Here is a 21399-nt window from a genome sequence, read left to right on the forward strand (position 1 = left end):
CTTCTCAAATTGAAAACCTCCACTTGGGGGCGGTCTCGGCTGCGCCTCTGCAGCCGCTGCGAACGGTCGCAGGACGGGGATGGCACCCACTGGCCCGGCACCCATCACAACTGTGAGTTCCGTCACCCTGCTTGGCTTATGCTACAGCGCAAGAGAAGGGTCAAATGCTGTGGTTCCGGCCTTATATGTAGCGATCGGATAACAACTGGTGCCGCCTGGCTTCAGAAGAAAGGCGGAGCCACCGGGAAAACCTTTGTTGAATAAAGGTGCTTCCCTGGACAGGCTCCGGTCTAAAGGTTCCGGGGAGTCCGGCCGCTGGACGTCACGGTTGGGTTTCACCCTTGCTATGGCGGGAACTTTTAGCGGTGCCGCCACGTGGGAATTGGTAGCGTGAACCACAAGGAACACAAAACACCATCACATGGAGGAATCCCGCAATGGCACTTGGCGGCAACCCGATCTTCAACGGAAAGAGCTTCCGTGGAGCCACCCAGGCACCGCCTGTCCCGCCGGCTCCTTACGGCCAGGCTCCTTACGGCCAGCAGTATGGCCAGCCCTTCGGCCAGCAGGGCTACGGCCAGCAGCCGTATGGCCAGGCTCCCTACGGCCAGCAGGGCTACGGCCAGCAGCCCATGACCGATGAGCAGCTGCGGCAGATGTACAACCAGCCTGCAGCCGGCCCGGCGGACACCGGCCGGATGACGTTCGACGACGTCATCGTCAAGACGGCAGCCTGCCTTGGCGTTGTGGTGGCCGGCGCTGCCGTCACCATGTTCGTCAGCATGGGCCTTGCGTCGCTGCTGATGATTGTTGGTGCCCTCGGCGGTTTCGTGCTGGCTCTGGTCAACACCTTCAAGAAGCAGCCTTCACCGGCCCTCATCCTCGCGTATGCCGGACTGGAAGGCCTGTTCCTTGGCGGCCTGACCCGTATCCTGGACGCACAGTTCCCCGGGGTCGGCCTGCAGGCTGTGATCGGTACGCTGTCCGTGTTCGCCGTAACGCTGGTGCTGTTCAAGAGCGGCAAGGTCCGGGCAACGCCCAAGGCCATGCGCTTCTTTATGATCGCCCTCATCGGCTACGCGGTGTTTGCCCTGATCAATATGGTCATGATGATGACGGGACTGACGCAGGAGCCGTTCGGCCTGCGCACCCAGGTTGAAATCTTCGGTATCCCGCTGGGCGTGTTCATCGGCCTGCTGGCCATCGGCCTGGCCGCTTTCTCCCTGATCATGGACTTCACCAGCATCGAGGCCGGTGTCCGCAGCGGCGCCCCCCAGCGCTTCTCCTGGACTGCCGCCTTCGGCCTCACCGTCACCCTCGTATGGCTGTACGTGGAAATCATCCGCCTGCTGGCCATCCTCCGCGGGGACGACTAACCGCACAGCGGGAGGCCGCCGTCGTACTTTTGAAGCAGGCCAATAAAGGCTGAGGGCCCCACCACCAGGTGGGGCCCTCAGCCGTTGGACGCCGAACTCAGGCAATGCGCATGGCGCCGGCAGCCGGCGTCACAGTGAAGATGTCCGGTGCGGTGAAACCGGCGCCTGCAAACGCCTTGACGACGGCGTCCCGCACCTTGTGCTCGGAGCTGACCGGGGTAAGGGCGATGGCCGCACCGCCGAAACCGCCGCCGGTCATGCGGGCGCCGATGGCGCCATTGGCGCGTGAGGCCTCCACTGCCAGGTCCAGTTCCGGGCAGGAGATTTCGAAATCGTCGCGCATCGATACATGGCTGGCATCCAGCAGGGCACCGATTGCTGCCGGACCCTGGGCCCCCAAAAGCTCCACTGTCTGAAGGACGCGGTCGTTCTCCGTGACCACGTGCCGTACGCGGCGGAACGTCACTTCATCCAGGAGTCCGGAGGCCTCTTCCAGGTCGCCCACCTGGACGTCCCGCAGGGCCTTGACTCCGAGGACCTCCGCGCCCAGCTCACAGGAGGCGCGCCGGGAGGCATAACCGCCGTCGGCATGGGAGTGCGACACCTTGGTGTCGATCACCAGCATCACCAGGTCCGCCGGTTCCGTTTCGAAGGGAACCAGGTTGACGTCCTGGTTCCGGCAGTCCAGGAACACGGCGTGTCCTTTTGACCCGCGCAACGATGCTGACTGGTCCATAATCCCGGTGGGCGCCCCCACAAAGTCGTTCTCGGCCTGCTGCGTGGCCAGGACCATCTCCTCTGCCTTCAGGCCCGCGCCGGTCAGGTCGTTCAATGCCGAGATGACCGCACACTCGATGGCATGGGAGGAGGAGAGTCCTGCGCCGAGCGGAACATTGGAGTCAAGCAGCAGGTCAATGCCGGGAACGTCGATGCCCCGCTGGCGCAGGGCCCACATCACTCCCAAGGGATACTTGGTCCAGCCCTTGGCCGAACCGGGGCGCAGGGAATCCAGGGACATACTCACAATTCCCTGGTCCCCGTAGGTGGACAGCAGCCGCACTGTGGAATCGGTGCGGGTCCTTACGGCCACCCGGGCAGTCCGGTCAATGGCGAAGGGCAGCACAAATCCCTCGTTGTAGTCGGTGTGCTCGCCGATCAGGTTCACCCGTCCGGGCGCCTGCCAGACGCCGGCGGGAACGCTGCCGAATTCACGGGTGAAGCGCGCCGTAAGATCTTCGGTGCCTGCCGGTCCGGAGGTGGTCAAAGAATCACGAATGGCGCTCACGCAGTTGCTCCTTCAGGCAAGGCTGCCTGAAGGGCAGCGGGGGATGGGGTGGAGGCCGGAACGGTGACGTTGCGCAGCCGCTCCGCCACACTTTCCGGAGTGGTGTCGTTGATGAACGCGCCCATGGCGGCCTCCGATCCGGCAAGGAACTTGAGCTTGTCCGCAGCCCGGCGGGGCGAGGTCAGCTGGAGGTGCAGGTAGCTTGCGGGGCGCAGCAGGTCGTCAATCGGCGCTTGGTGCCATGCTGAGATGTACGGCGTGGGGGTGGGGTAGATGGCATCCAGGCGTTTGAGCAGGTCAAGGTAGACGTGCGCCAGTTCATCCTTCTCCTCCCCGCTCAGCGCCGCCAGGTCGGGAACCTGGCGGTGGGGAACCAGGTGGATCTCCAGGGGCCAGCGGGCAGCGAACGGGACATAGGCGCTGAAGTTCTCACCCTCCATGACCATTCGGCTTCCGTCCTCGCGCTCGGAGCGCAGCAGCGAGCCAGTGAGCGTCTCCCGGCCCTGGGCCGCATCGTAGAATTTGCGGGCCGCCGCACCCAGGACGCCTGCCCGCGGGGTCACATACGGGTAGGCGTAGATCTGCCCATGCGGGTGGTGCAGGGTCACGCCGATGTCCGCGCCGCGGTTTTCAAACGGAAACACCTGCTTGATTCCCGGAAGCGCGCTCAGGGCTTCTGTCCGCTGTGCCCATGCCTCGATGACGGTGCGGGAACGGGCTTCACTCAATCCGCTGAAGGACCCCGTGTGGGCAGGGGTGAAGGCCACCACCTCACAGCGTCCATAGGCCGGCCCCTTTGTTCCCCAGGCGGGGTCAGCAGGGACGGTCCCGAGGGCAGGGCCCAGGGATGGGAAGCGGTTCTCGAACACCACCACGTCGTAGTCGTCTGCCGGAATCTCTGAAGGGTTGCTGGCAGTAGTGGGGCAGATGGGGCATTGGTCTGCCGGGGGAAGATGCGTGCGGCTCTGGCGGTGGGCGGCAACGGCTACCCACTCGTCCGTCAGGGCGTCAAAACGGACTTCGCCCGGCTCGCCCCGCGGCGGCAGGCCGCGGTGGTCCGTCGTGTTTTCCGCCGCCCTTGCCTTGGGGGCGTGGGCGTCGTCGAAGTAGATCAATTCCCGGCCGTCGGAGAGCCTGGTGCTGGTGATTCCCGTCATGAACCCTGTCCTTTGGTGGTGCAGCAACTTAACAATATTGTGCCACAGCCCGCTCAGAAGAGAAGAGAATCAAACAAAAAGTAACACGGAAGGTTGATGCGGCGGCAGGGGTTGGGCTGTACGGTAATGCTCATGACTTCCGACTCATCCCTTGAAACCGGCGTTGCTTCAGGCTACCGGGCATACGCCACCGGACGGCAGCATGAGCTCCGCAGGGGAGATGCCTTTGCTGTGGTCACTGAGCTGGCGGCCGGACTCCGCCTCTACAGCCGGGGAGGGATCCAGCTGACCGAGACCTACGGCGATGACCAGATTCCGCCGGGCGGGTGCGGCATTACCTTGGCTCCCTGGGCCAACAGGGTCCAAGACGGACAGTGGTTCCTGGACGGCAAAAAGCAGCAGCTGGACATCACGGAAGTGGCCCGCAACAACGCCAGCCACGGCCTCCTCCGGAACGCCTCCTACGCGCTGGTGGACGAGTCGGAACATTCGGTCACACTGGAAGCCACCATCTTTCCCCAGCACGGCTACCCCTTCCTGGTACGGCACCGCGTGCAGTACCTGCTTGCGGAGGACCTGGGACTGGTGGTCCGCCAGACGCTGGCCAACGACGCCAAGGCTCCGGCGCCCTTTGTCCTCGGTGCCCACCCGTACCTGCGGCTTGGTGACGTACCGGTTGAAGACCTGGTGCTGACCGTTTCCGCGGGCACCCAACTGCTCGCTGATGAGCGGCTCATCCCGCGCAGCAGTGCGCCAGTCCAGGGGGACACTGACTTCCGGGCGGGACGGCACATTGCTCCATTGAGCGTGGACGTTGCTTTGACAGGCCTGCAGTTCGACGGCGGCCGGGCCCGCCACACCCTTGCTGGACCTGGCGGGCAGCAGGTCAGCCTCTGGCAGGATGAATCCTGCCAGTACGTCCATGTTTACGTCAGTACCATCTACCCCGGCCGGAACCGTGCTGTGGCGGTCGAACCCATGACGGGGCCGGCGAATGCCTTCAACTCCGGGGACGGGCTCCGTTGGCTGCCGCCGGGGGAATCGTTCACCATCTCGTGGGGAATTGACTACAGTCCCGGCGCAGCGGGGTAGCAGTTTCCCATTAGGCCACGGCTGCGGAAGTATAAGGGCTATGACGCCAGCCGAGGATCCCGTTACGTCCGACCCTCAACCAGTGCGGCAACCAGCCGCCACACCTGCCCAGGCAGGTCCGCCACTGCGGGTCCTCACAGACCGTGAACTGGATAAGGACATTCCGTACGGCGTGCGCATCGCCGCGTCCTGGGCCTGGCGGTTGGGCCTCATCCTCCTGGTGTCCGGCGCGCTGATCTGGCTGCTGCGGCAAGTCAGCTTCCTGATCATCCCGGTGATGGTGGCCGCGCTCCTCGCCGGCCTCCTCAGCCCGGTGACCACCTGGCTGCGGCGCCGGGGACTGCCTGGCGGCCTCGCAGTGGCCGTGACCGTCCTCGGTTTTATTGGACTCATCGCCGGAGCGCTGGCACTGGTGGGCAGGCAGTTGCTCATCGGATTCGGCGAGCTCTGGTCCCAGGCGCTGGAAGGCGTGAAGCAGGTCCAGGACTGGCTTTCGGCCGGACCCCTCCACCTCACCGCCGCCCAGATTGATCAGTATGTCAAGGAGGCCACGGACGCGCTGCAGAACAACAGCAGCAGCATCCTCAGCGGCGCCCTGTCCTTTGGCAGTACTGCCGGCCACTTCGCCGCGGGAATGCTCCTGGCGCTGTTTATCCTGATTTTCTTCCTCCTTGAAGGCGACCGCATCTGGGCGTTCCTGGTACGGCTGCTGCCCAGGAAGGCCCGGGCCGCGACGTTCGGAGCTGGCCGGAAGGGCTGGTCATCCATGGTCAGCTACGCCCGCATCCAGATGTTCGTGGCCGCCGTGGACGCAATTGGCATAGGTGTGGGCGCCGCCATCATCGGTGTGCCGCTGGCTCTTCCCCTGGGCGTGCTGGTGTTCCTGGGTTCCTTTATCCCGGTAGTGGGTGCCCTGATCACCGGCATCATTGCCGTCCTCCTGGCACTCGTGGCCAACGGCCCGGTCAACGCGCTGATCATGCTGGCCATCGTGCTGGCGGTCCAGCAACTGGAAGGACACATCCTGCAGCCGCTGGTCATGGGCAAGGCCGTATCCCTGCACCCGGTGGCTGTGATCCTCTCCGTTGCGGCGGGCTCGTACCTGGCAGGGATCCCCGGAGCGCTGTTCTCGGTGCCCATCCTCGCCGTCGCAAATTCGGCCATTCGCTACATCGCCGCCAGAACGTGGGAACATGAACAGGTGCTGGCAGCGCCGGGCAGCCCCCTGCTTGCCGGCGCCGGACCGGACAACACCGTTAAGAATGTTGACCCGCCGGACGCCCACAAGGACGGCAACCGCGACGCAGCCGGCACAATCGCAGAACATCCTGACGCCCGTACCAATGACGCGGCGCCGGGGCCGAAATCCAGAGGAGATTAGTCCGTGAACATCCTTGAAACCCTTCCCGTCACGCTGGACGATGTCCTGGAGGCGCAGAAGTTGCTCGACGGGATTATTGCGCGGACTCCGGTGGAATCATCACGCGCCCTGGGAAAGCTTGTGGGCGGAGACGTCTACTTCAAGTGCGAAAACCTGCAGCGCGCGGGATCGTTCAAGGTCCGCGGCGCCTACGTCCGGATGGCCCGCCTGTCGCCCGAAGAAAAGAAGCGCGGCGTGGTGGCCGCTTCCGCAGGCAACCACGCCCAGGGCGTCGCCGTGGCGGCCAAGAGCCTGGGAATCAAAGCCCGCATCTACATGCCGCTCGGAGTGGCCCTGCCCAAGCTGGCCGCCACCCGCAGCCACGGCGCCGAGGTCATCCTGCACGGCCACAACGTGGATGAGGCGCTCGCCGAAGCCCAGCGCTACAGCAACGAGACCGGGACGGTCTTTGTCCACCCCTTCGATAACGTGGACGTTGTCGCCGGCCAGGGAACGCTGGGACTGGAAATACTGGAGCAGGTGCCCAACGTGGACACCGTCCTGATGGGCGTTGGCGGCGGAGGGCTCCTGGCCGGTGTCGCCGTCGCCATCAAGGCCCGTGCCAAGGAACTGGGCCGGGACATCCGCATCATCGGCGTACAGGCGGAGAACGCGGCGGCCTACCCGCCCTCACTCGCGGCAGATGCACTGGTGCCTTTGAAGAAGGTGTCCACCATGGCCGACGGCATCGCCGTCGGCCGTCCCGGCCAGCTTCCCTTCAGCATCATCCGCGAGCTGGTGGACGATGTAGTGACCGTCAGCGAAGACTCCCTGGCCCGCGCCCTGATCTTCCTTCTGGAGCGGGCCAAGATGGTGGTTGAGCCGGCCGGCGCCGTGGGGGTTGCCGCCCTGATGGACGGCAAGATCGAAAATCCCGGAACCACAGCGGTGGTCCTCTCGGGCGGCAATATCGATCCCATGCTGATGCTCAAGGTCATCCAGCGCGGCCTCTCCGCCGCAGGGCGCTACATGACCGTCCGCATGATGCTCGACGACCGCCCCGGTTCGCTCGCCACCATCGCCAGGATCATTGCCGAGAACGACGCCAACGTCACCGGCCTGGACCACACCCGCGTGGGCGGCTCCATCAGCATGGGCGACGTCTCCATTACCGTCAACCTGGAAACCAAGGGCCATGAGCACGGCGAGCAGGTGCTCAGCGCGCTCCGGGCCGAGGGGTTCCAGCCCATCGTGGTGCACTAGGGGGAGCCGATGGCCGGACTGACAGGGTACAAGGGGTCCGACGGCAAGGGTTTCGGGGACCGGCGGACCATTGCCGCCAGGGCCAAGGGCGGCCTGCTGGTGCTGGGGAGTTTTGTGGCGCTCCTCTTTATCATCGAACTGTTCAACGCACTGATGCTGCGCTCGCTCAACCGGACGTTCGGCCTGCGCCCCAGGAGCGCCGACGGGCTGCTGGACATCTTCACGTTCCCGCTCCTGCACGCCAACCTGAACCATTTGCTGTCCAACAGTTTTCCGCTGATCATTTTCGGCTTCCTGGTCTTTTTGGCCGGACTGCGGGTCTTTCTGACGGCCCTGGCCTTCAGCTGGCTCGGATCGGGACTGACGGTGTGGCTCATCGGAAACGGCGGCGTCACAGTGGGTTCCTCAGGCCTGGTTTTCGGACTGTTCGCGTTCCTGCTGGTGCGCGGATTCTTCAACCGCAGCTGGCGCCAGATCCTCCTGGCCGTGGTGCTGTTTATGGGCTACGGCGGCATCCTGCTGGGCGTACTGCCTTTATTTTCCAGCTACGTCTCCTGGCAGGCCCATCTTGGCGGTGCCGCCGGGGGAGTGGTGGCGGCGCTGCTCCTGCGCGCGCGGAAGGCCGAGGCGGTCAACGACTTCTGACCGCAGCCCCCGCCGCTGACAAAGCAAAACGCCGGCCACCCCTCAGGGGCGGCCGGCGTTTTTGTTTGCTCTTACCGCTATGCGGTATACGGCTTGGCGGAAAGGATCTCTACCTTGATGTCCTTGCCGTTGGGCGCCGTGTAGCTGAGCGTCTCGCCTTCCTTGTGGCCAAGGATGGCAGCGCCCAGCGGTGACTTCTCGCTGAAGACATCGAGATCGGAATCGCCTGCGATCTCACGGGAGCCCAGCAGGAAGGTTTCTTCGTCGCCGGCGATCCTGGCCACCACGATCATGCCGGGCTCCACAATTCCGTCATCCGCCGGAGACTCGCCCACGTGGGCGTCCCGAAGCAGGGCAGTCAGCTGGCGGATGCGGGCCTCAATCTTGCCCTGCTCCTCCTTGGCAGCGTGGTAGCCCCCGTTCTCCTTGAGGTCACCCTCCTGCCGGGCGGCTTCAATCTTCTGGACAATCTCTGCCCGGCCAGCGCCGGAAAGGTGGTCCAGCTCTGCCTTCAGGCGGTCAAAAGCTTCCTGGGTAAGCCAGGCTGCAGCTGCGCTGTTGGTGGTAGACACGGACTTCTCCTCTAATGGTCCTACATGCAAAAGACCCCGCCACGGTGGCCACTTGTGGAACAGTAACCAGCTCAGCGGGGTAAAGGTATTGCTCCATTGTAGTCAATCCTGTGGATTTACCCAACGCGGGAGCGGCGCGGATCACATTTTCTGGCCCGAGCTGCCAGGAATCCAGCAGCTGTCCACCACGCCGGATACGGACAGGGACTCCGTGCGGACGGTAACGCGCTGCGAAACTGTCCGCCCGCCGTCGGCCGTCTCCTCGGCCTGCGACGGCGGAACGTCCACGACTTTCCAGCCAACCACCGCGAATTTCGAGTCCAGCGCCTTAACCGCGCACTTGACGGCCGTGCCAGGTTCCCTGGTGACCTGGAAATCCACCTCGGCCACCGTGGCATCCGTAGTGGCGTAGCCGATATCTTTGAAGCTCACAGTGGTGAGGGAATTCGAGGTGGAGACCCAGGCCATGAACCCAATGCCCGCGGCAAGCGCAACACCGCCGATGGCCCGCCTGGCGGCAGGGGAGAGCCTGCGCTTTTGAGCACCATAACGATTGGCTAGGCTAGTGTTCGCGGGCTCGGATGGGGCCTGCTGGTCCGGGGAAGTCACCAGACCAGTTTAGTGCCCATCCGCAGCCGCCTTCCCGGCCGCAGCCCGGTCATGGGGGCAACCGCCTGTTCAGCGATACATCCAGCAGCCACAAGCCGCGATATGAAGAATAAAGGAGCAGTCCTTCGATGACAGCGTCCAGCAACTCACAGGCGCCGCTCCGGCTGCTCGCCGTCCATGCCCATCCGGATGACGAGTCCAGCAAGGGTGCCGCCACGATGGCGAAGTACGCCGCAGCGGGGGTGGACGTTATGGTGGCCACTTGCACTGACGGGTCACGCGGGGACATCCAGAACCCGGCAGTTGAAGGCGAACCACATCCAAAGCGGGATATGGCGGGGGCCCGACGCCTGGAAATGCAGCGGGCAGCCAAAATTCTGGGTATCAGGCAGCGCTGGCTGGGTTTCGTGGATTCGGGTTTGCCTGAGGGCGATCCGCTGCCGCCTTTGCCGGCCGGGTCCTTCGCCACGCTGCCGCTCCACCAAGCAGCCGCCCCATTGGTGCGCCTGGTCCGGTCCTTCCAGCCCCATGTCATCCTGAGCTACGACGAAAACGGCGGCTATCCCCACCCGGACCACATCATGGCCCATCGCGTAGCAGTCGAGGCCTTCGGCGCCGCGGGCGATCCGGCGCGCTACCCCGAGGCGGGCGAACCCTGGGAGCCCAGCAAGCTGTACTACGACCGGGCCTTCAGTCCCGAGCGCTTCCGTGCACTGCATTTCGCCCTGGAGGAGGCGGGCCTTCAGTCGCCGTATGCGGAGCGGCTCGCCGCATGGCTGGAGTCCGACGCCGAGGGTCACACGCCGCCGCCGGCCCCCCACCCCACTACCACCCAGGTGGACTGCGGCGACTTCTTTGAAGTGCGCGACGACGCTTTGCGTGCACACAGGACGCAGGTGGACCCGCTGGGGTTCTTCTTCGCCGTTTCGCCAGAGATGCAGCGCCGGGCATGGCCTTGGGAGGACTACTCGCTGATCAGCTCCCGGGTGCCCTCGGAGCTGCCGGAGAAGGACCTGTTCGCCGGGCTAAGATAGAACCGGCAGGCAATTTCTATGCTGCGTAGAAGAAGCGCCCGGACCTCGGGTGGCTGGATCTGCTCCCTGCTGACACCCGTTCCATAGAAGGTATTCACCGTGCAAAGTCTGCTCCTCAGCCTGGCCACCACGCCCGCGCCCCAGCCCACGCCCTCGTTGCGGGAGGGAATTACGCAGGACCAGGTGACACCGGGGCTCCTGGGCTTCATCATGACCGCCTTTTTTGTGGTGGCCACGGCATTGCTCATCGTGGACATGGTCCGGCGCATCCGGCGGGTCCGCTACCGCGCCCAGGTGGAGGAGGAGCGCATCGCGGCTGCCTCGGCTGCTGACATCGAAGCGGCTGAGGCTGCCGAAACGGGATCCGCTGCGGGGCCGTTGGCAAGTCCGGCGGACGGTTTTGCTGCCGGTTCGGCCTCCGGGGAGTCCCTCCAAGGGCCGGCCGACGGCGGCACGGACGCCGGTCCCGGGACCCGTCGCCACTAACTGGCTAGCTGAGCACGGCTAATCGGCTAGCTGAGCACGGCCAGGGCTATTGCCGTGAAGTGCGCGGCGAAGGCAACCACGGTCAAGGCATGGAACAGTTCGTGGAAGCCGAAGTGGTGGTAGCTGAAGTTCGGCTTCTTCAGCGCGTAGAAGACCGCCCCCGTGATGTAGAGAACCCCGCCCACGCAGATGAGGACGGCTGCAGGAACGCTGGCCTGGAAGAACTGCGGAAGATAAAACAGCGATCCGCAGCCCAGGGCGATGTAGATCGGAACGTAGAGCCAACGGGGAGCGTCGGTCCACAGCAGCCGGAACAGCACGCCCAGGATGGCGCCGGACCAGATGACCCAGAGCAGCAGGACGGCCTGGGGCCGTTCCAGGAGGGTCCAGGCCAGCGGCGTGTAGGTCCCCGCGATCACCAGCATGATGTTGGTATGGTCCAGCCGCTTAAGGACCATTTTTACCTTCGGGGACCAGTTGCCGCGGTGGTAGATGGCGCTGATGCCGAACAGCATCACTCCGGTGGCCGCAAAGACGGCCGACGAGACCTTGCGGTCCACTGTGGGGGCCAGCGCCACCAGGACGATGCCAGCCGCCAGGGCCAGCGGCGCGGTCACGGTATGGATCCAGCCCCGCCACTTGGGCTTGATCATCAGGAGCTCAGCCAGGCGGACTGCGGCCCCGTCCACAGCGTTCATGTCAGGGCCGGTTCCGGCGCTTGGAGTGCCGTCCGGCTGCGGCTTCCGGGACGCATCCGGGGTGTTGCTGTTCATCGGTCCAGAATAACTTACGCAGCAGTAAGTTACCGGTGAGTAATAAACTGTCCCGCCTGGTTCCGGCCGGGCCGGGACCGCACCTGCGGCTGCGGACGGTAGCCTAGGATGTGCACAGCCGAACGTACAGCAAGGAAGTCAGGTGAGAGAGCGCGTGGAGTTGCCCGGGTTCCTCTACGGCTTTTACGAGCGCAGGCTGCTCAAGGACCTTGCCCGAGACCGGATTCCCCGGCATATCGGCGTGATGGTGGACGGCAACCGGCGATGGGCCAGGCAGTTCAACGCCCCCACCAGCCAGGGCCACCAGGCCGGCGCGGACAAGATCCACGAGTTCCTTGGCTGGTGCCAGGAACTCGGGATCAAAGTGGTCACGCTGTACATGTTGTCCACAGACAACATGAACAGGTCCAGCGAAGAACTTGACCTGCTGATGGGCATTATCGCCAATACGCTGGACCGGCTGGACGAGGACGCCAACATTTCCGTGCACGCCATGGGTGCGCCCGAATTGCTGCCGGACTACCTTGCCGAGCGGCTGAACAAGCTGACTGCACGCACCCCGGTCCGGGAAAAAATCCATGTGAACGTCGCCGTGGGGTACGGCGGCCGCCGGGAGATTGTTGATGCGGTCCGTGAGCTGCTGCATGATGCCGTGGCCAAGGGCAGGGACATCGGCAAGCTGGCGGACGACCTCTGCGTGGACGACATCTCCCAGTTCCTCTACACGCGGGGCCAGCCCGATCCGGACCTGGTGATCCGCACGTCCGGGGAACAGCGCCTGTCCGGGTTCCTGATGTGGCAGAGCGCCTACAGCGAGTTCTACTTCTGCGAGGCCCTGTGGCCCGCCTTCCGCAAAGTGGATTTCCTGCGTGCCCTCCGTGATTACGCCGGCCGGCAGCGGCGCTTCGGAGCCTGACCTTCCCGGTTCACCGCGAGTTCACGCGGCCGCAACAAGAATCGCCGCGTAATGGTTGCGGAAATTACTTCCGATGGATTTACGTTATATCCATCAGCAGGCAAAACCGCCGGCTGATCGGGGAGGCCAGTACATGGAGCGAGACATCGCACCGGTTGTATGGGAGGCCGGACCCGGCCTCATGGCCGAGCCGGCTCACCACTAACACATCCGGGCTTGCGCCCGGGGCTGGAGTCGATGTGGCTACTTCTGAACAACTGCCCGCGGTCCTTTCCGACCAGGGAGAGAAAGCTACCTCTCGCGCCACGCGAGCCACTATAGAAACCGGTGCAGCGGAAGAAACCGCGGCCGGTTTTGCTGTCTCTGGAAGGGAAGCCAGCATCCACACCTTTGTGATCGACACCTCCGTCCTGCTCTCCGACCCCCGTGCGCTGCTGCGCTTTGCAGAGCATGAGGTCATCGTGCCGGTTGTGGTTATCACCGAGCTGGAGGCAAAGCGGCACGACCCGGAACTTGGCTACTTTGCCCGCAAGGCACTCCGGCTCCTCGACGACCTGCGGGTCAAACACGGCGGCCTCAACCAGCCCGTTCCCATCGGCGACGACGGCGGAAGCCTTGTGGTGGAGCTGAACCACATCTCCTCGGAAGTGCTGCCGCTGGGCTTCCGCAGCGGCGACAATGACAGCCGCATCCTCGCCGTCGCAAAGAATTTGGCGAACGAAGGCCGGAACGTCACCGTTGTGTCCAAGGACCTGCCCATGCGCGTCAAGGCCTCAGCTATGGGCCTCACCGCGGACGAGTACCGCAACGAACTGGTGAAGGACTCCGGCTGGACCGGCGTGGCCGAGGTGGAAGCCGGCGAACAGGAGATCAACACGCTCTACGGGCACGAGCCCGTCTTCATCCCGGCCGCTGCTGAGCTGCCGGTCAACACCGGGCTGGTGCTGCTGTCCAATCGCGGCTCGGCGCTGGGCCGGGTGGGACCGGACAAGCAGGTGCGGCTGGTCAAGGGAGACCGTGACGTGTTCGGCCTCCACGGCCGCTCCGCGGAACAGCGGCTGGCCATCGACATGCTGATGGATCCCGCCGTCGGGATCGTCTCCATCGGTGGCCGGGCGGGAACCGGCAAGTCGGCACTGGCCCTGTGCGCCGGCCTGGAAGCGGTGCTGGAGCGCCGGGAACACCGCAAAGTGATTGTGTTCCGGCCGCTCTACGCAGTGGGCGGGCAGGAACTCGGCTACCTCCCCGGCTCGGAGTCCGAGAAAATGAACCCCTGGGCGCAGGCTGTCTTTGACACCCTCGGGGCACTGGTGAGCCAGGAGGTGGTGGAGGAAGTCATGGACCGCGGCATGCTCGAGGTCATGCCCCTCACCCATATCCGGGGCCGCTCCCTCCACGATGCCTTCGTGATCGTGGACGAGGCCCAGTCGCTCGAAAAGAACGTCCTGCTCACCGTCATGAGCCGCATGGGACAAAACTCCAAGATCGTCCTCACCCACGACGTCGCCCAGCGAGACAACCTCCGCGTCGGACGCCACGACGGAATCGCCGCCGTCGTCGAAACCCTGAAAGGACACCCGCTCTTCGGCCACATCACCCTGACCCGCTCGGAACGTTCACCGATCGCAGCACTGGTCACGGAGTTGCTCGAAGGCTGAGAGCTCAGTTATTCAGAGAGGCCGTGGTCCAATTCGTCGGGCCACGGCCCTTCTCCGTCGCTTAGCGCGGAGGTCCCTTCCCAAGGCTCGCAAGCTCGCCTCGGGTCCCTCGGGACGCCGCTTACCTCCCGCCGCGCCGCTCCGGTCGCTGGGCGACCTGCGCCACGCTCTGGTCGGCGATGCGCTCCTACACGAAGGACCGTAACCCGACGTGTGCGCGTCTTCAGTCACCAGAAGCGCACCTACGAACACGTCCGTCGGGCAGGAGCCTGAGCGGCTTGTTCGTTGCGCCCTGCCAAGGTGAGGCGAGGCACCAGCCGCGTCGCAGTCCTTCTCGTAGGAGCGCATCGCGACGCATCGGGCCCCGGAGGTCGCCCAACGACCGAAGGTGCCCCTATGCGTTGTGTCTAAGCGACGGAGAAGGGCTGTGGCGTGGCGGACTGGACCACGGAGACTTGCTCAGGTGACCTTGAGGAACTTGGCTACAGGCTCGTGGCCCTCGACCTGCAAAGTCCAGTCGGGGCGTTTGAAGGTTTCGGGGGTGAGGCGGACGTGTTGGACTGTTTCGACTTTGGGACCCCAGGCTTTGCGGGTGATGCCGTTCAGATCGTAGCCCAGGGACCGGGAGACGCCGATTGAGGCTTCGTTCCAGAGGGCCGCTTCGGATTCGGCGACTTCCGCGCCCAGCCAGTCGAACGCATAAAGGACGACGGCGGCACGCATCTCCTTGCCGAGGCCCCGGCCCTGCATGGACTGCTTCAGCCACGAGCCGGTGCTGACTGTCTTGAGGGCGGCGAAGTCCTTGGCGCCCACGTCCTGGCAGCCGATGAACTCGCCGTCGTGCCAGATGCCCAGCAGCAGGGTCCAGGATTCCGGGGTGCACTCGGCCCGGCAACGCCAGTGCCATTGCGCCATGCGTGGGCCTAGTTCATGTATCGGAGCTTCTGCCCACGCGGTGCTGAAGGGGTTTCTGCCAGGCTCGTGGATCCCGCTGCGCGCGGCTTCCACGGCCGCCGGGATGTCCTGGTCCAGGATGGGGCGGAGTTCAAGGCGGGGAGTGGTTAGCCGAAGGCCAAAAAGTGGCCAGACGTCGCTGATCGTTGTCATTCGCGAAGCCTAGCCGATGGCCTCATCGAAGGCTTGTCATCCTCAGGCGGGGATTTCCCAGCTGATGTGCTGCCGGACATCGGTGAGGCTCATCGATTGCGCTACGAAGAGGTCGTCCAGCATGTACTCGTCCACGGCGATGATCCGGAGCCAATGGCCGTACTCTTCCGTGCCGGGCTCCAGGGACTGGCTTGCCACGCAGACGCCGGTGGCAAGGTCCACCCGGATCCGTGACTTTCCCGGCAGGCACAGCGGCGCCGAGGGATGGTTGGGGTGGTAGGCGGCGGTGGGTGCCACCACCGCTTCCAGCACTGGCCGGCCTTCGTGCTCCCGGTGGCTGACCCCGTGCACTTCCACCCTGTTGCTGCCGGGGAATTCGATGGGCACCGGCGCGTTGCCGGCCAGTTCCACCGGGTCCAGTGCAGCGGAAAACCGGCCGTTGCCGAAGCCGGGCTCACCGTAGGCGGCTTCCGGGCGGCGCCGCACCAGGCCCTGGTCGTCATAGACGGGCGTGACCAGATGCGGCGGCAGGAGCCAGGACTTACGGGTGGCACTGACGTACAGGCCGTCCTTGGAATCATTGATCCCCGTGGTGCTGTGCAGGACAAGTCCGTCTGCGGTTTCGAGCCGGAGTGCGCCGGGGCGGCGCAGCCAGGCCCGGACCAGGGGCGCTGCAGGGCTGGGCGCCTCGGCGAATGGCTCATCCCAGTATTCGAAGCGCAGGGACTGCCACTTCCAGGGGGAGGACCTGCAAAGATTCCGGAACATGGCCGGATCCGCGGCGGCTGAACTGCTGTCCGGATTCGTCCGGTGACGGGAGTCCCAGGTCGCCATATCCACAGTTTACGCGCGGGCGCTGCAGGGGACAGCGGAAATCCAGTAGCATCCGAGGGTGATCCAACGACTGGGCGAACTCTGGCAGCACACCCCGCTGGCCTTTTGGCTGGTGCTGGCTGCCTGCGCCTACTTTGCAGTGATGGCCGTGAGGCTCACCGTCATAGACGTCCGGCATCACCTCCTGCCCAACCGGATCGTCTTCCCGTCCTATGCCGTGGCCGGCGTCCTGTTGCTCACCGCCGCAGTTTTCTCCGATGTGGTCAGCGGCGCGGACCAAAGCCGCGGTGGTCCGCCCGCCGCTCTGCTGGCCGTGTCCGCCCTGCGGATAGTGGCCGGGGCTGCCATCTTGTGGCTGTTTTATTTCGTCCTCCGGTTTGCCTACCCGCCGGGAATGGGCTTTGGCGATGTGAAACTGGCGGGTGTCCTGGGTATGTATCTTGGCTTTCTCGGCTGGGGCCACCTGTTCGCCGGTACTTTCCTGGCATTCCTGCTGGGCGGCCTGTGGTCCATTGCCCTGCTGGCTGCCCGCCGGGGGACCCTGAAGTCCTCCATTCCGTTCGGGCCGTTTATGCTGGCCGGCGCCGCGGCCGCCATGCTGCTGCCCGCCTGACAGGCCGGGCCAATATGCGTGCGGTCAGTTCGGTAGGCTGGCCTAATGCCTGCGCCTGACTACGTCCTGAAACTCCGCAAGAAAATCGGCAACGACCCCCTGTGGGTCCCTGGCGTGCGGGGCGTGGTGGTCGATGACTCGGGCCGCGTCCTGCTCGCCCGGCGGGCGGACAACAGGCAGTGGGCGCTGATCAGCGGAATGCTCGATCCGGGCGAGCAGCCGGCACGCGGCCTGGTGCGGGAGATCTTTGAGGAAACGGCGGTAGTGGCCGAACCGGAGCGTGTTGTGTCCGTGGGGGCGGTGGGTCCCATCACCTATCCAAACGGAGACGTGTGCGAGTTCCTCGACGTGGTTTTCCTGTGCCGCTACATCTCGGGAACCGCCCGAGTCAATGACGACGAGTCAATCGACGTCGGCTGGTTCGGCCTGGATGAACTCCCCGACCTGATGGCCGGGCACCTCACCAGCATTCACCGTGCCCTGGCTCCGGCGGAAGCAGCCCACTTCGAACCCTGAGCAGGCTGGCCGCGCTGCGGCATAGCAGGCGACGCGGGCAAAGTCCTGAAACGCAACAGGGTCGCCGCAACCCCCAAGATTGTGGCGACCCTGTCAGTCCGGCACTCCTGCACCACGGCTTGCAGGAGTACGACGGCGGTCAGCGGCGCTGGGAAACCAGCTCGCCGTCGTCGTCCTTGACGCTGTCCTGGTCCCCTGCGGCGTCCGCCGCAGTTCCGGCCGCGCGATTGGCCAACTCAGCGGCGAGGCGCTCAGCTTCCTCCCCACCCACGGCTTCCCCGCGGGCCACCATTCCGGCGGTGTCCGAGAGCGGAATCTGCTTGAGCGTGAGGGCGAGGAGCAGCGCCACGGCGATGAAGGGGATCAGGTACCAGAAGACCGGTGCCAGCGACTCGGCGTAGGCGTTGACGATGGCATCCCGCAGCTGCTCCGGAAGCTGGTTCAGGGCCTGCGGATCCAGTGTGCTGGTGGACTGTGCAGCCTGCTCACTGGAGGCGCCGGCGCCGGTGAACGCGCCGGTCAGGGCCTCGGACAACCGGTTGGTGAAGATGGAGCCGAAGATGGCCACGCCCATGGCCGCGCCCACTTCACGGAAGTAGTTGTTGGTGCTGGTGGCGGTGCCGATCTGGTCGGCCGGGACGGAGTTCTGGACCACCAGCACCACCACCTGCATGATCAGGCCGAGGCCCGCGCCGAAGATGAACAGCTGGACGCAGATGACCCAGATGGGAGTGCTGGCGGCCAGTGTGGTCATCCACAACATGGCGGCCATGGTGAAGGCCGCGCCCAGGATGGGGAACATCTTGTACTTGCCGGTTTTGGAGATCCGGATGCCGGAGTAGATGGAGGTGCCCATCAGGCCCGCCATCATGGGCAGCATCAGCAGGCCGGACTCGGCGGCGGAGGTGCCGGAGGACATCTGCAGGAACGTGGGAACGAAGGCGATCGCGGAGAACATGCCCAGCCCAAGGGTGAAGCCGATGGCCGTGGCGTTGACGAAGATCCGGTTGCGGAACAGGCTCAGCGGAATGATGGGGTCCTCGGCCCGGCGCTCAACCATGACAAAGGCGGCGGCGGACAGCACCATGCCGGCGCCAAAGGCCCAGGTGAGGGGTGAATCCCAGCCTTCGTCCTTCTTGCCGCCGAAATCGGTGAAGAAGATCAGGCAGGTGGTGGCGGCCGACAGCAGCACCACGCCCAGGATGTCGATCCGCTTTTCGGCTTTTTTGTTGGGCAGCGTCAGGGTGAACCAGGCGATGGCGAATGCGGCGATCCCGATGGGGATGTTGATGTAGAAGGCCCATTCCCAGGTCAGGTGGTCCACGAAGAATCCGCCCAGCAGGGGGCCAGCCACGGCGGAAAGGCCGAAGATCGCACCGAGGGGGCCCATGTACTTGCCGCGGTCCTTGGCCGGGACAATGTCGGCGATGATGGCCTGCGAGAGGATCATCAACCCGCCTCCGCCCAGGCCCTGGATGGCCCGGAAGACCACGAAGCCCCAGAAGTCGGTGGCAAAGGCGCAGCCCACCGAGGCCAGGGTGAACAGGGCGATGGCGATAAGGAACAGGTTGCGCCTGCCCAGGACGTCGCCGAACTTGCCGTAGATGGGCATCACGATGGTGGTGGCGAGCAGGTAGGCGGTGGTGATCCAGGCCTGGTGTTCCACCCCGCCCAGCTTGCCCACGATGGTGGGCATGGCCGTGGAGACGATGGTCTGGTCCAGGCTGGAGAGCAGCATGCCGGCGATCAGCGCCGAAAAGATGATCCAGATGCGTTTCTGGGTCAGCAGCAGGGGACCGGCTGCTGTTGCCCTCGTAGCGGCGGCGTTACTCATGGTTGTCCTTCTGCGGCGGTGGTGTCCGGCTGGTCGAATGGCTGGGAGAAGAGCAGGCTTGCGGCGGAGATGTTCTCCATCAGCAGCTCTTTGTAGGGGCGGGTGTTGCCGTCGGCGAAATAGGCGATGCTGCTTTTCCGGGCGATGGTGCTGAGCAGCGCAACGGCCATCTGCACCACGGGGTGGTCAGGAGCAACGCCTTCGCGCAGGGCCACGTCGCGGGCGAATTGTGCCTCCCGCCGCTCGGTGACCCCGATGAGCCGGAGGATCAGCTGGGGCTCTTTTTTGACGACGGCGATCAGCTGGCGGGTCTCCTCTTCCGAGGCTTCCATGTCCTCGGACAACCGCAGGGAAAGTCGGACGAGGTCCCGGAAGAGGGTGGGCGACAGTTCACCGGAGGGTGAGGAGGCGCCGCCGTCGATGAACTCTTTGAGGATGTCGGCGGGCAGGTCCTCGTCGCCGTGGCCGATGACGGCGTCTTCCTTCGCAGGGAAGTAGTTGAAGAACGTCCGGCGCGAAATGCCTGCGCGCTCGCAGACCTCCTCCACGGTGTAGCCGTTCAGGCCGCGCTCGGCGGTGAGGGCACGGGCGGCGGAGGTGATGCCGGCACGGGTGGCAGCCCGTTTCCGCTCGCGAAGCCCGCCCTCAATTTCTGCACTATCGTCCACAGAGTAAAGTTTTGCACTCACAGAGGAAGAGTGCAACTTTTGATGGCCGAGCGAAGGAGGGCGAGGGGAGAATGCAGTACGACGACGGCCGGTACCTTTCGTGCGAAAGGTACCGGCCGCCGTCGTACATGGGGTTGGTGCGGAGGCTACGCCTTGTGCGCCGGAGCCGTCATGGTGGTGACGTCCAGGGCCTTGTCGAGGTCGGCCTCGGAAACCTTGCCTTCGCCGTCACCCACGAAGCCGAGCTTCTCGGTGGCCTGGCGGACAGTGAGGCCCTCGGCAACAGCCGTCTTGGCAATCTTGGCTGCGTTCTCGTAGCCGATGTACTTGTTCAGCGGCGTAACGATGGACGGGGAAGCCTCGGCGAGGAAGCGGGCACGCTCCACGTTGGCCGTGATGCCGTCAATCATCTTGTCCGCCATCACGCGGCTGGTGTTGGCCAGCAGGCGGATGGACTCGAGCAGGTTGGACGCCATCACCGGGATGCCCACGTTCAGCTCGAAGGCGCCGTTGGTTCCGGACCAGGCGATGGCGGTGTCGTTGCCGATGACCTGGGCGGCCACCATGATGGACGCCTCGCAGATGACCGGGTTGACCTTGCCGGGCATGATCGAGGAACCGGGCTGCAGGTCCGGGATGGCGATCTCGCCCAGGCCGGTGTTGGGGCCTGAGCCCATCCAGCGGAGGTCGTTGTTGATCTTCATGAAGGAGATGGCGATGTTGCGCAGCTGGCTGGACGCTTCGATGAGGCCGTCGCGGTTGGCCTGGGCCTCGAAGTGGTCGCGGGCCTCGGTGAGGGGGAGCCCGGTGTCGGTGGCCAGCAGTTCGATCACGCGCTCCGGGAAGCCGGCCGGAGTGTTGATGCCGGTACCCACGGCTGTGCCGCCGAGCGGAACTTCGGCAACGCGGGGGAGCGAGGCGTTGATGCGCTCGATGCCGTAGCGGACCTGCGCGGCGTAGCCGCCGAACTCCTGGCCGAGCATCACCGGGGTGGCATCCATGAGGTGGGTGCGGCCGGACTTAACAACGTCCTTGAACTCCACGGCCTTGCGCTCCAGCGACTCGGCCAGGTAGCCGAGGGCCGGAATGAGGTCGTTGATCAGGGCCGAGGTCGCGGCAACGTGCACCGACGTGGGGAACACGTCGTTCGAGGACTGCGAGGCGTTGACGTGGTCGTTGGGGTGGACAACCTTGTCGCTGCCGGCGGCCTTCAGGGCACGCGAGGCGAGCTCGGCGATGACCTCGTTGGTGTTCATGTTCGAGGACGTGCCGGAACCGGTCTGGAAGACGTCGATGGGGAAGTCGCCGTCGTACTTTCCGGCAGCCACCTCATCCGCCGCGTCTGCGATGGCCTTGGCAAGCTCGCCGTCGAGCACACCCAGTTCAGCGTTGGCCTGTGCGGCAGCCTTCTTGACCCGGGCCAGTGCCTCAATGTGGGCACGTTCCAGGGTCTTGCCGGAAATAGGGAAGTTCTCCACTGCCCGCTGCGTCTGCGCGCGGTACAGTGCGTTCACGGGGACGCGGACTTCGCCCATCGTGTCATGTTCAATGCGGAACTCTTCAGTGGAAGTCATGGGGCTAGCTTAGGGCGATCCGGCACC

At 65.0% G+C, this 21399-nt stretch carries 21 protein-coding genes; 11 read left to right on the forward strand and 10 right to left on the reverse strand.

What is annotated here, in order from left to right; genetic code table 11:
- The first annotated feature begins 437 nt into the window (after window positions 1–437).
- Window positions 438–1376: a Bax inhibitor-1/YccA family protein gene (locus tag FNL14_RS15795; RefSeq protein ID WP_091423086.1), complete on the forward strand. Its 939-nt coding sequence runs from the start codon at window positions 438–440 to the stop codon at window positions 1374–1376.
- A 97-nt stretch (window positions 1377–1473) separates the two neighbouring features.
- On the opposite strand, the gene galK is transcribed toward FNL14_RS15795, so the two are convergent.
- On the reverse strand, window positions 1474–2661 hold the full coding sequence (gene galK, locus FNL14_RS15800; RefSeq protein WP_255470878.1) for a galactokinase: 1188 nt from the start codon (window positions 2659–2661) through the stop codon (window positions 1474–1476).
- Window positions 2658–3818, reverse strand: coding sequence for a galactose-1-phosphate uridylyltransferase (galT, locus tag FNL14_RS15805; protein ID WP_091418485.1), 1161 nt, complete (start codon window positions 3816–3818; stop codon window positions 2658–2660). Before galT ends, galK begins: the two co-directional genes overlap by 4 nt.
- Before the next feature lie 132 nt (window positions 3819–3950).
- On the opposite strand from galT, the gene FNL14_RS15810 reads away from it, so the two are divergent.
- The 4 genes from FNL14_RS15810 to FNL14_RS15825 are packed head-to-tail and all read left to right on the forward strand — an operon-like array spanning window position 3951 to window position 8178.
- A complete protein-coding gene (locus tag FNL14_RS15810; protein WP_142061739.1) occupies window positions 3951–4910 on the forward strand; it encodes an aldose 1-epimerase family protein in 960 nt (319 codons plus the stop codon).
- Window positions 4911–4950: 40 nt separating this feature from the next.
- The gene (locus FNL14_RS15815) at window positions 4951–6291 is read left to right on the forward strand and encodes an AI-2E family transporter (RefSeq protein WP_091418484.1); all 1341 of its coding nucleotides are present in this window, start codon (window positions 4951–4953) and stop codon (window positions 6289–6291) included.
- 3 nt (window positions 6292–6294) lie between these two features.
- Window positions 6295–7533, forward strand: coding sequence for a threonine ammonia-lyase (gene ilvA, locus FNL14_RS15820; RefSeq protein WP_091418482.1), 1239 nt, complete (start codon window positions 6295–6297; stop codon window positions 7531–7533).
- 9 nt (window positions 7534–7542) lie between these two features.
- On the forward strand, window positions 7543–8178 hold the full coding sequence (locus FNL14_RS15825; protein ID WP_142061742.1) for a rhomboid family intramembrane serine protease: 636 nt from the start codon (window positions 7543–7545) through the stop codon (window positions 8176–8178).
- 77 nt (window positions 8179–8255) lie between these two features.
- Here FNL14_RS15825 and greA read toward each other — a convergent pair whose 3' ends face one another.
- Together greA and FNL14_RS15835 are read right to left on the reverse strand one after the other, a co-directional pair.
- Window positions 8256–8750: a transcription elongation factor GreA gene (gene greA / locus FNL14_RS15830; protein WP_142061745.1), complete on the reverse strand. Its 495-nt coding sequence runs from the start codon at window positions 8748–8750 to the stop codon at window positions 8256–8258.
- 141 nt (window positions 8751–8891) lie between these two features.
- Entirely contained in the window at window positions 8892–9359 is a 468-nt protein-coding gene (locus FNL14_RS15835; RefSeq protein WP_142061748.1) for a DUF4307 domain-containing protein, read from the reverse strand.
- A gap of 128 nt (window positions 9360–9487) precedes the next feature.
- Here FNL14_RS15835 and mca point away from each other — a divergent pair, with 128 nt between their 5' ends.
- Window positions 9488–10393 carry a mycothiol conjugate amidase Mca gene (gene mca, locus FNL14_RS15840; protein WP_142061752.1) on the forward strand — a complete coding sequence of 302 codons (906 nt, stop codon included), beginning with the start codon at window positions 9488–9490 and terminating at the stop codon, window positions 10391–10393.
- Window positions 10394–10492: 99 nt separating this feature from the next.
- The gene (locus FNL14_RS15845) at window positions 10493–10879 is read left to right on the forward strand and encodes a hypothetical protein (protein ID WP_142061755.1); all 387 of its coding nucleotides are present in this window, start codon (window positions 10493–10495) and stop codon (window positions 10877–10879) included.
- Window positions 10880–10905: 26 nt separating this feature from the next.
- Here FNL14_RS15845 and FNL14_RS15850 read toward each other — a convergent pair whose 3' ends face one another.
- Window positions 10906–11652, reverse strand: coding sequence for a hemolysin III family protein (locus FNL14_RS15850; protein ID WP_255470879.1), 747 nt, complete (start codon window positions 11650–11652; stop codon window positions 10906–10908).
- Between the two features lie 154 nt (window positions 11653–11806).
- On the opposite strand from FNL14_RS15850, the gene FNL14_RS15855 reads away from it, so the two are divergent.
- Together FNL14_RS15855 and FNL14_RS15860 are read left to right on the forward strand one after the other, a co-directional pair.
- Window positions 11807–12568 carry an isoprenyl transferase gene (locus FNL14_RS15855; protein WP_142061954.1) on the forward strand — a complete coding sequence of 254 codons (762 nt, stop codon included), beginning with the start codon at window positions 11807–11809 and terminating at the stop codon, window positions 12566–12568.
- Between the two features lie 239 nt (window positions 12569–12807).
- Window positions 12808–14226 (forward strand): PhoH family protein, encoded by a 1419-nt coding sequence (locus FNL14_RS15860; RefSeq protein WP_091418470.1) that lies wholly within the window; start codon window positions 12808–12810, stop codon window positions 14224–14226.
- Between the two features lie 459 nt (window positions 14227–14685).
- On the opposite strand, the gene FNL14_RS15865 is transcribed toward FNL14_RS15860, so the two are convergent.
- Together FNL14_RS15865 and FNL14_RS15870 are read right to left on the reverse strand one after the other, a co-directional pair.
- Window positions 14686–15333, reverse strand: a complete 648-nt coding sequence (locus tag FNL14_RS15865; protein ID WP_142061758.1) for a GNAT family N-acetyltransferase — start codon at window positions 15331–15333, stop codon at window positions 14686–14688.
- A gap of 42 nt (window positions 15334–15375) precedes the next feature.
- Window positions 15376–16167, reverse strand: coding sequence for a hypothetical protein (locus FNL14_RS15870; RefSeq protein WP_181762675.1), 792 nt, complete (start codon window positions 16165–16167; stop codon window positions 15376–15378).
- Between the two features lie 58 nt (window positions 16168–16225).
- Between FNL14_RS15870 and FNL14_RS15875 the strand changes: the two genes are divergently transcribed.
- The gene (locus tag FNL14_RS15875; RefSeq protein ID WP_142061760.1) at window positions 16226–16780 is read left to right on the forward strand and encodes an A24 family peptidase; all 555 of its coding nucleotides are present in this window, start codon (window positions 16226–16228) and stop codon (window positions 16778–16780) included.
- Window positions 16781–16825: 45 nt separating this feature from the next.
- Window positions 16826–17296 (forward strand): NUDIX domain-containing protein, encoded by a 471-nt coding sequence (locus FNL14_RS15880; protein ID WP_091418465.1) that lies wholly within the window; start codon window positions 16826–16828, stop codon window positions 17294–17296.
- Between the two features lie 139 nt (window positions 17297–17435).
- Here the strand turns inward: FNL14_RS15880 and FNL14_RS15885 are convergent, their stop codons facing one another.
- The 3 genes from FNL14_RS15885 to FNL14_RS15895 form a co-directional block, all read right to left on the reverse strand.
- On the reverse strand, window positions 17436–19130 hold the full coding sequence (locus tag FNL14_RS15885) for an MDR family MFS transporter (RefSeq protein WP_142061763.1): 1695 nt from the start codon (window positions 19128–19130) through the stop codon (window positions 17436–17438).
- On the reverse strand, window positions 19127–19798 hold the full coding sequence (locus tag FNL14_RS15890) for a TetR/AcrR family transcriptional regulator (protein WP_142061766.1): 672 nt from the start codon (window positions 19796–19798) through the stop codon (window positions 19127–19129). Before FNL14_RS15890 ends, FNL14_RS15885 begins: the two co-directional genes overlap by 4 nt.
- Before the next feature lie 146 nt (window positions 19799–19944).
- Window positions 19945–21372: a class II fumarate hydratase gene (locus tag FNL14_RS15895; RefSeq protein ID WP_091418460.1), complete on the reverse strand. Its 1428-nt coding sequence runs from the start codon at window positions 21370–21372 to the stop codon at window positions 19945–19947.
- Window positions 21373–21399: the final 27 nt, after the last annotated feature.

The organism is Pseudarthrobacter sp. B4EP4b (assembly GCF_006680095.1).
GTDB lineage: Bacteria > Actinomycetota > Actinomycetes > Actinomycetales > Micrococcaceae > Arthrobacter.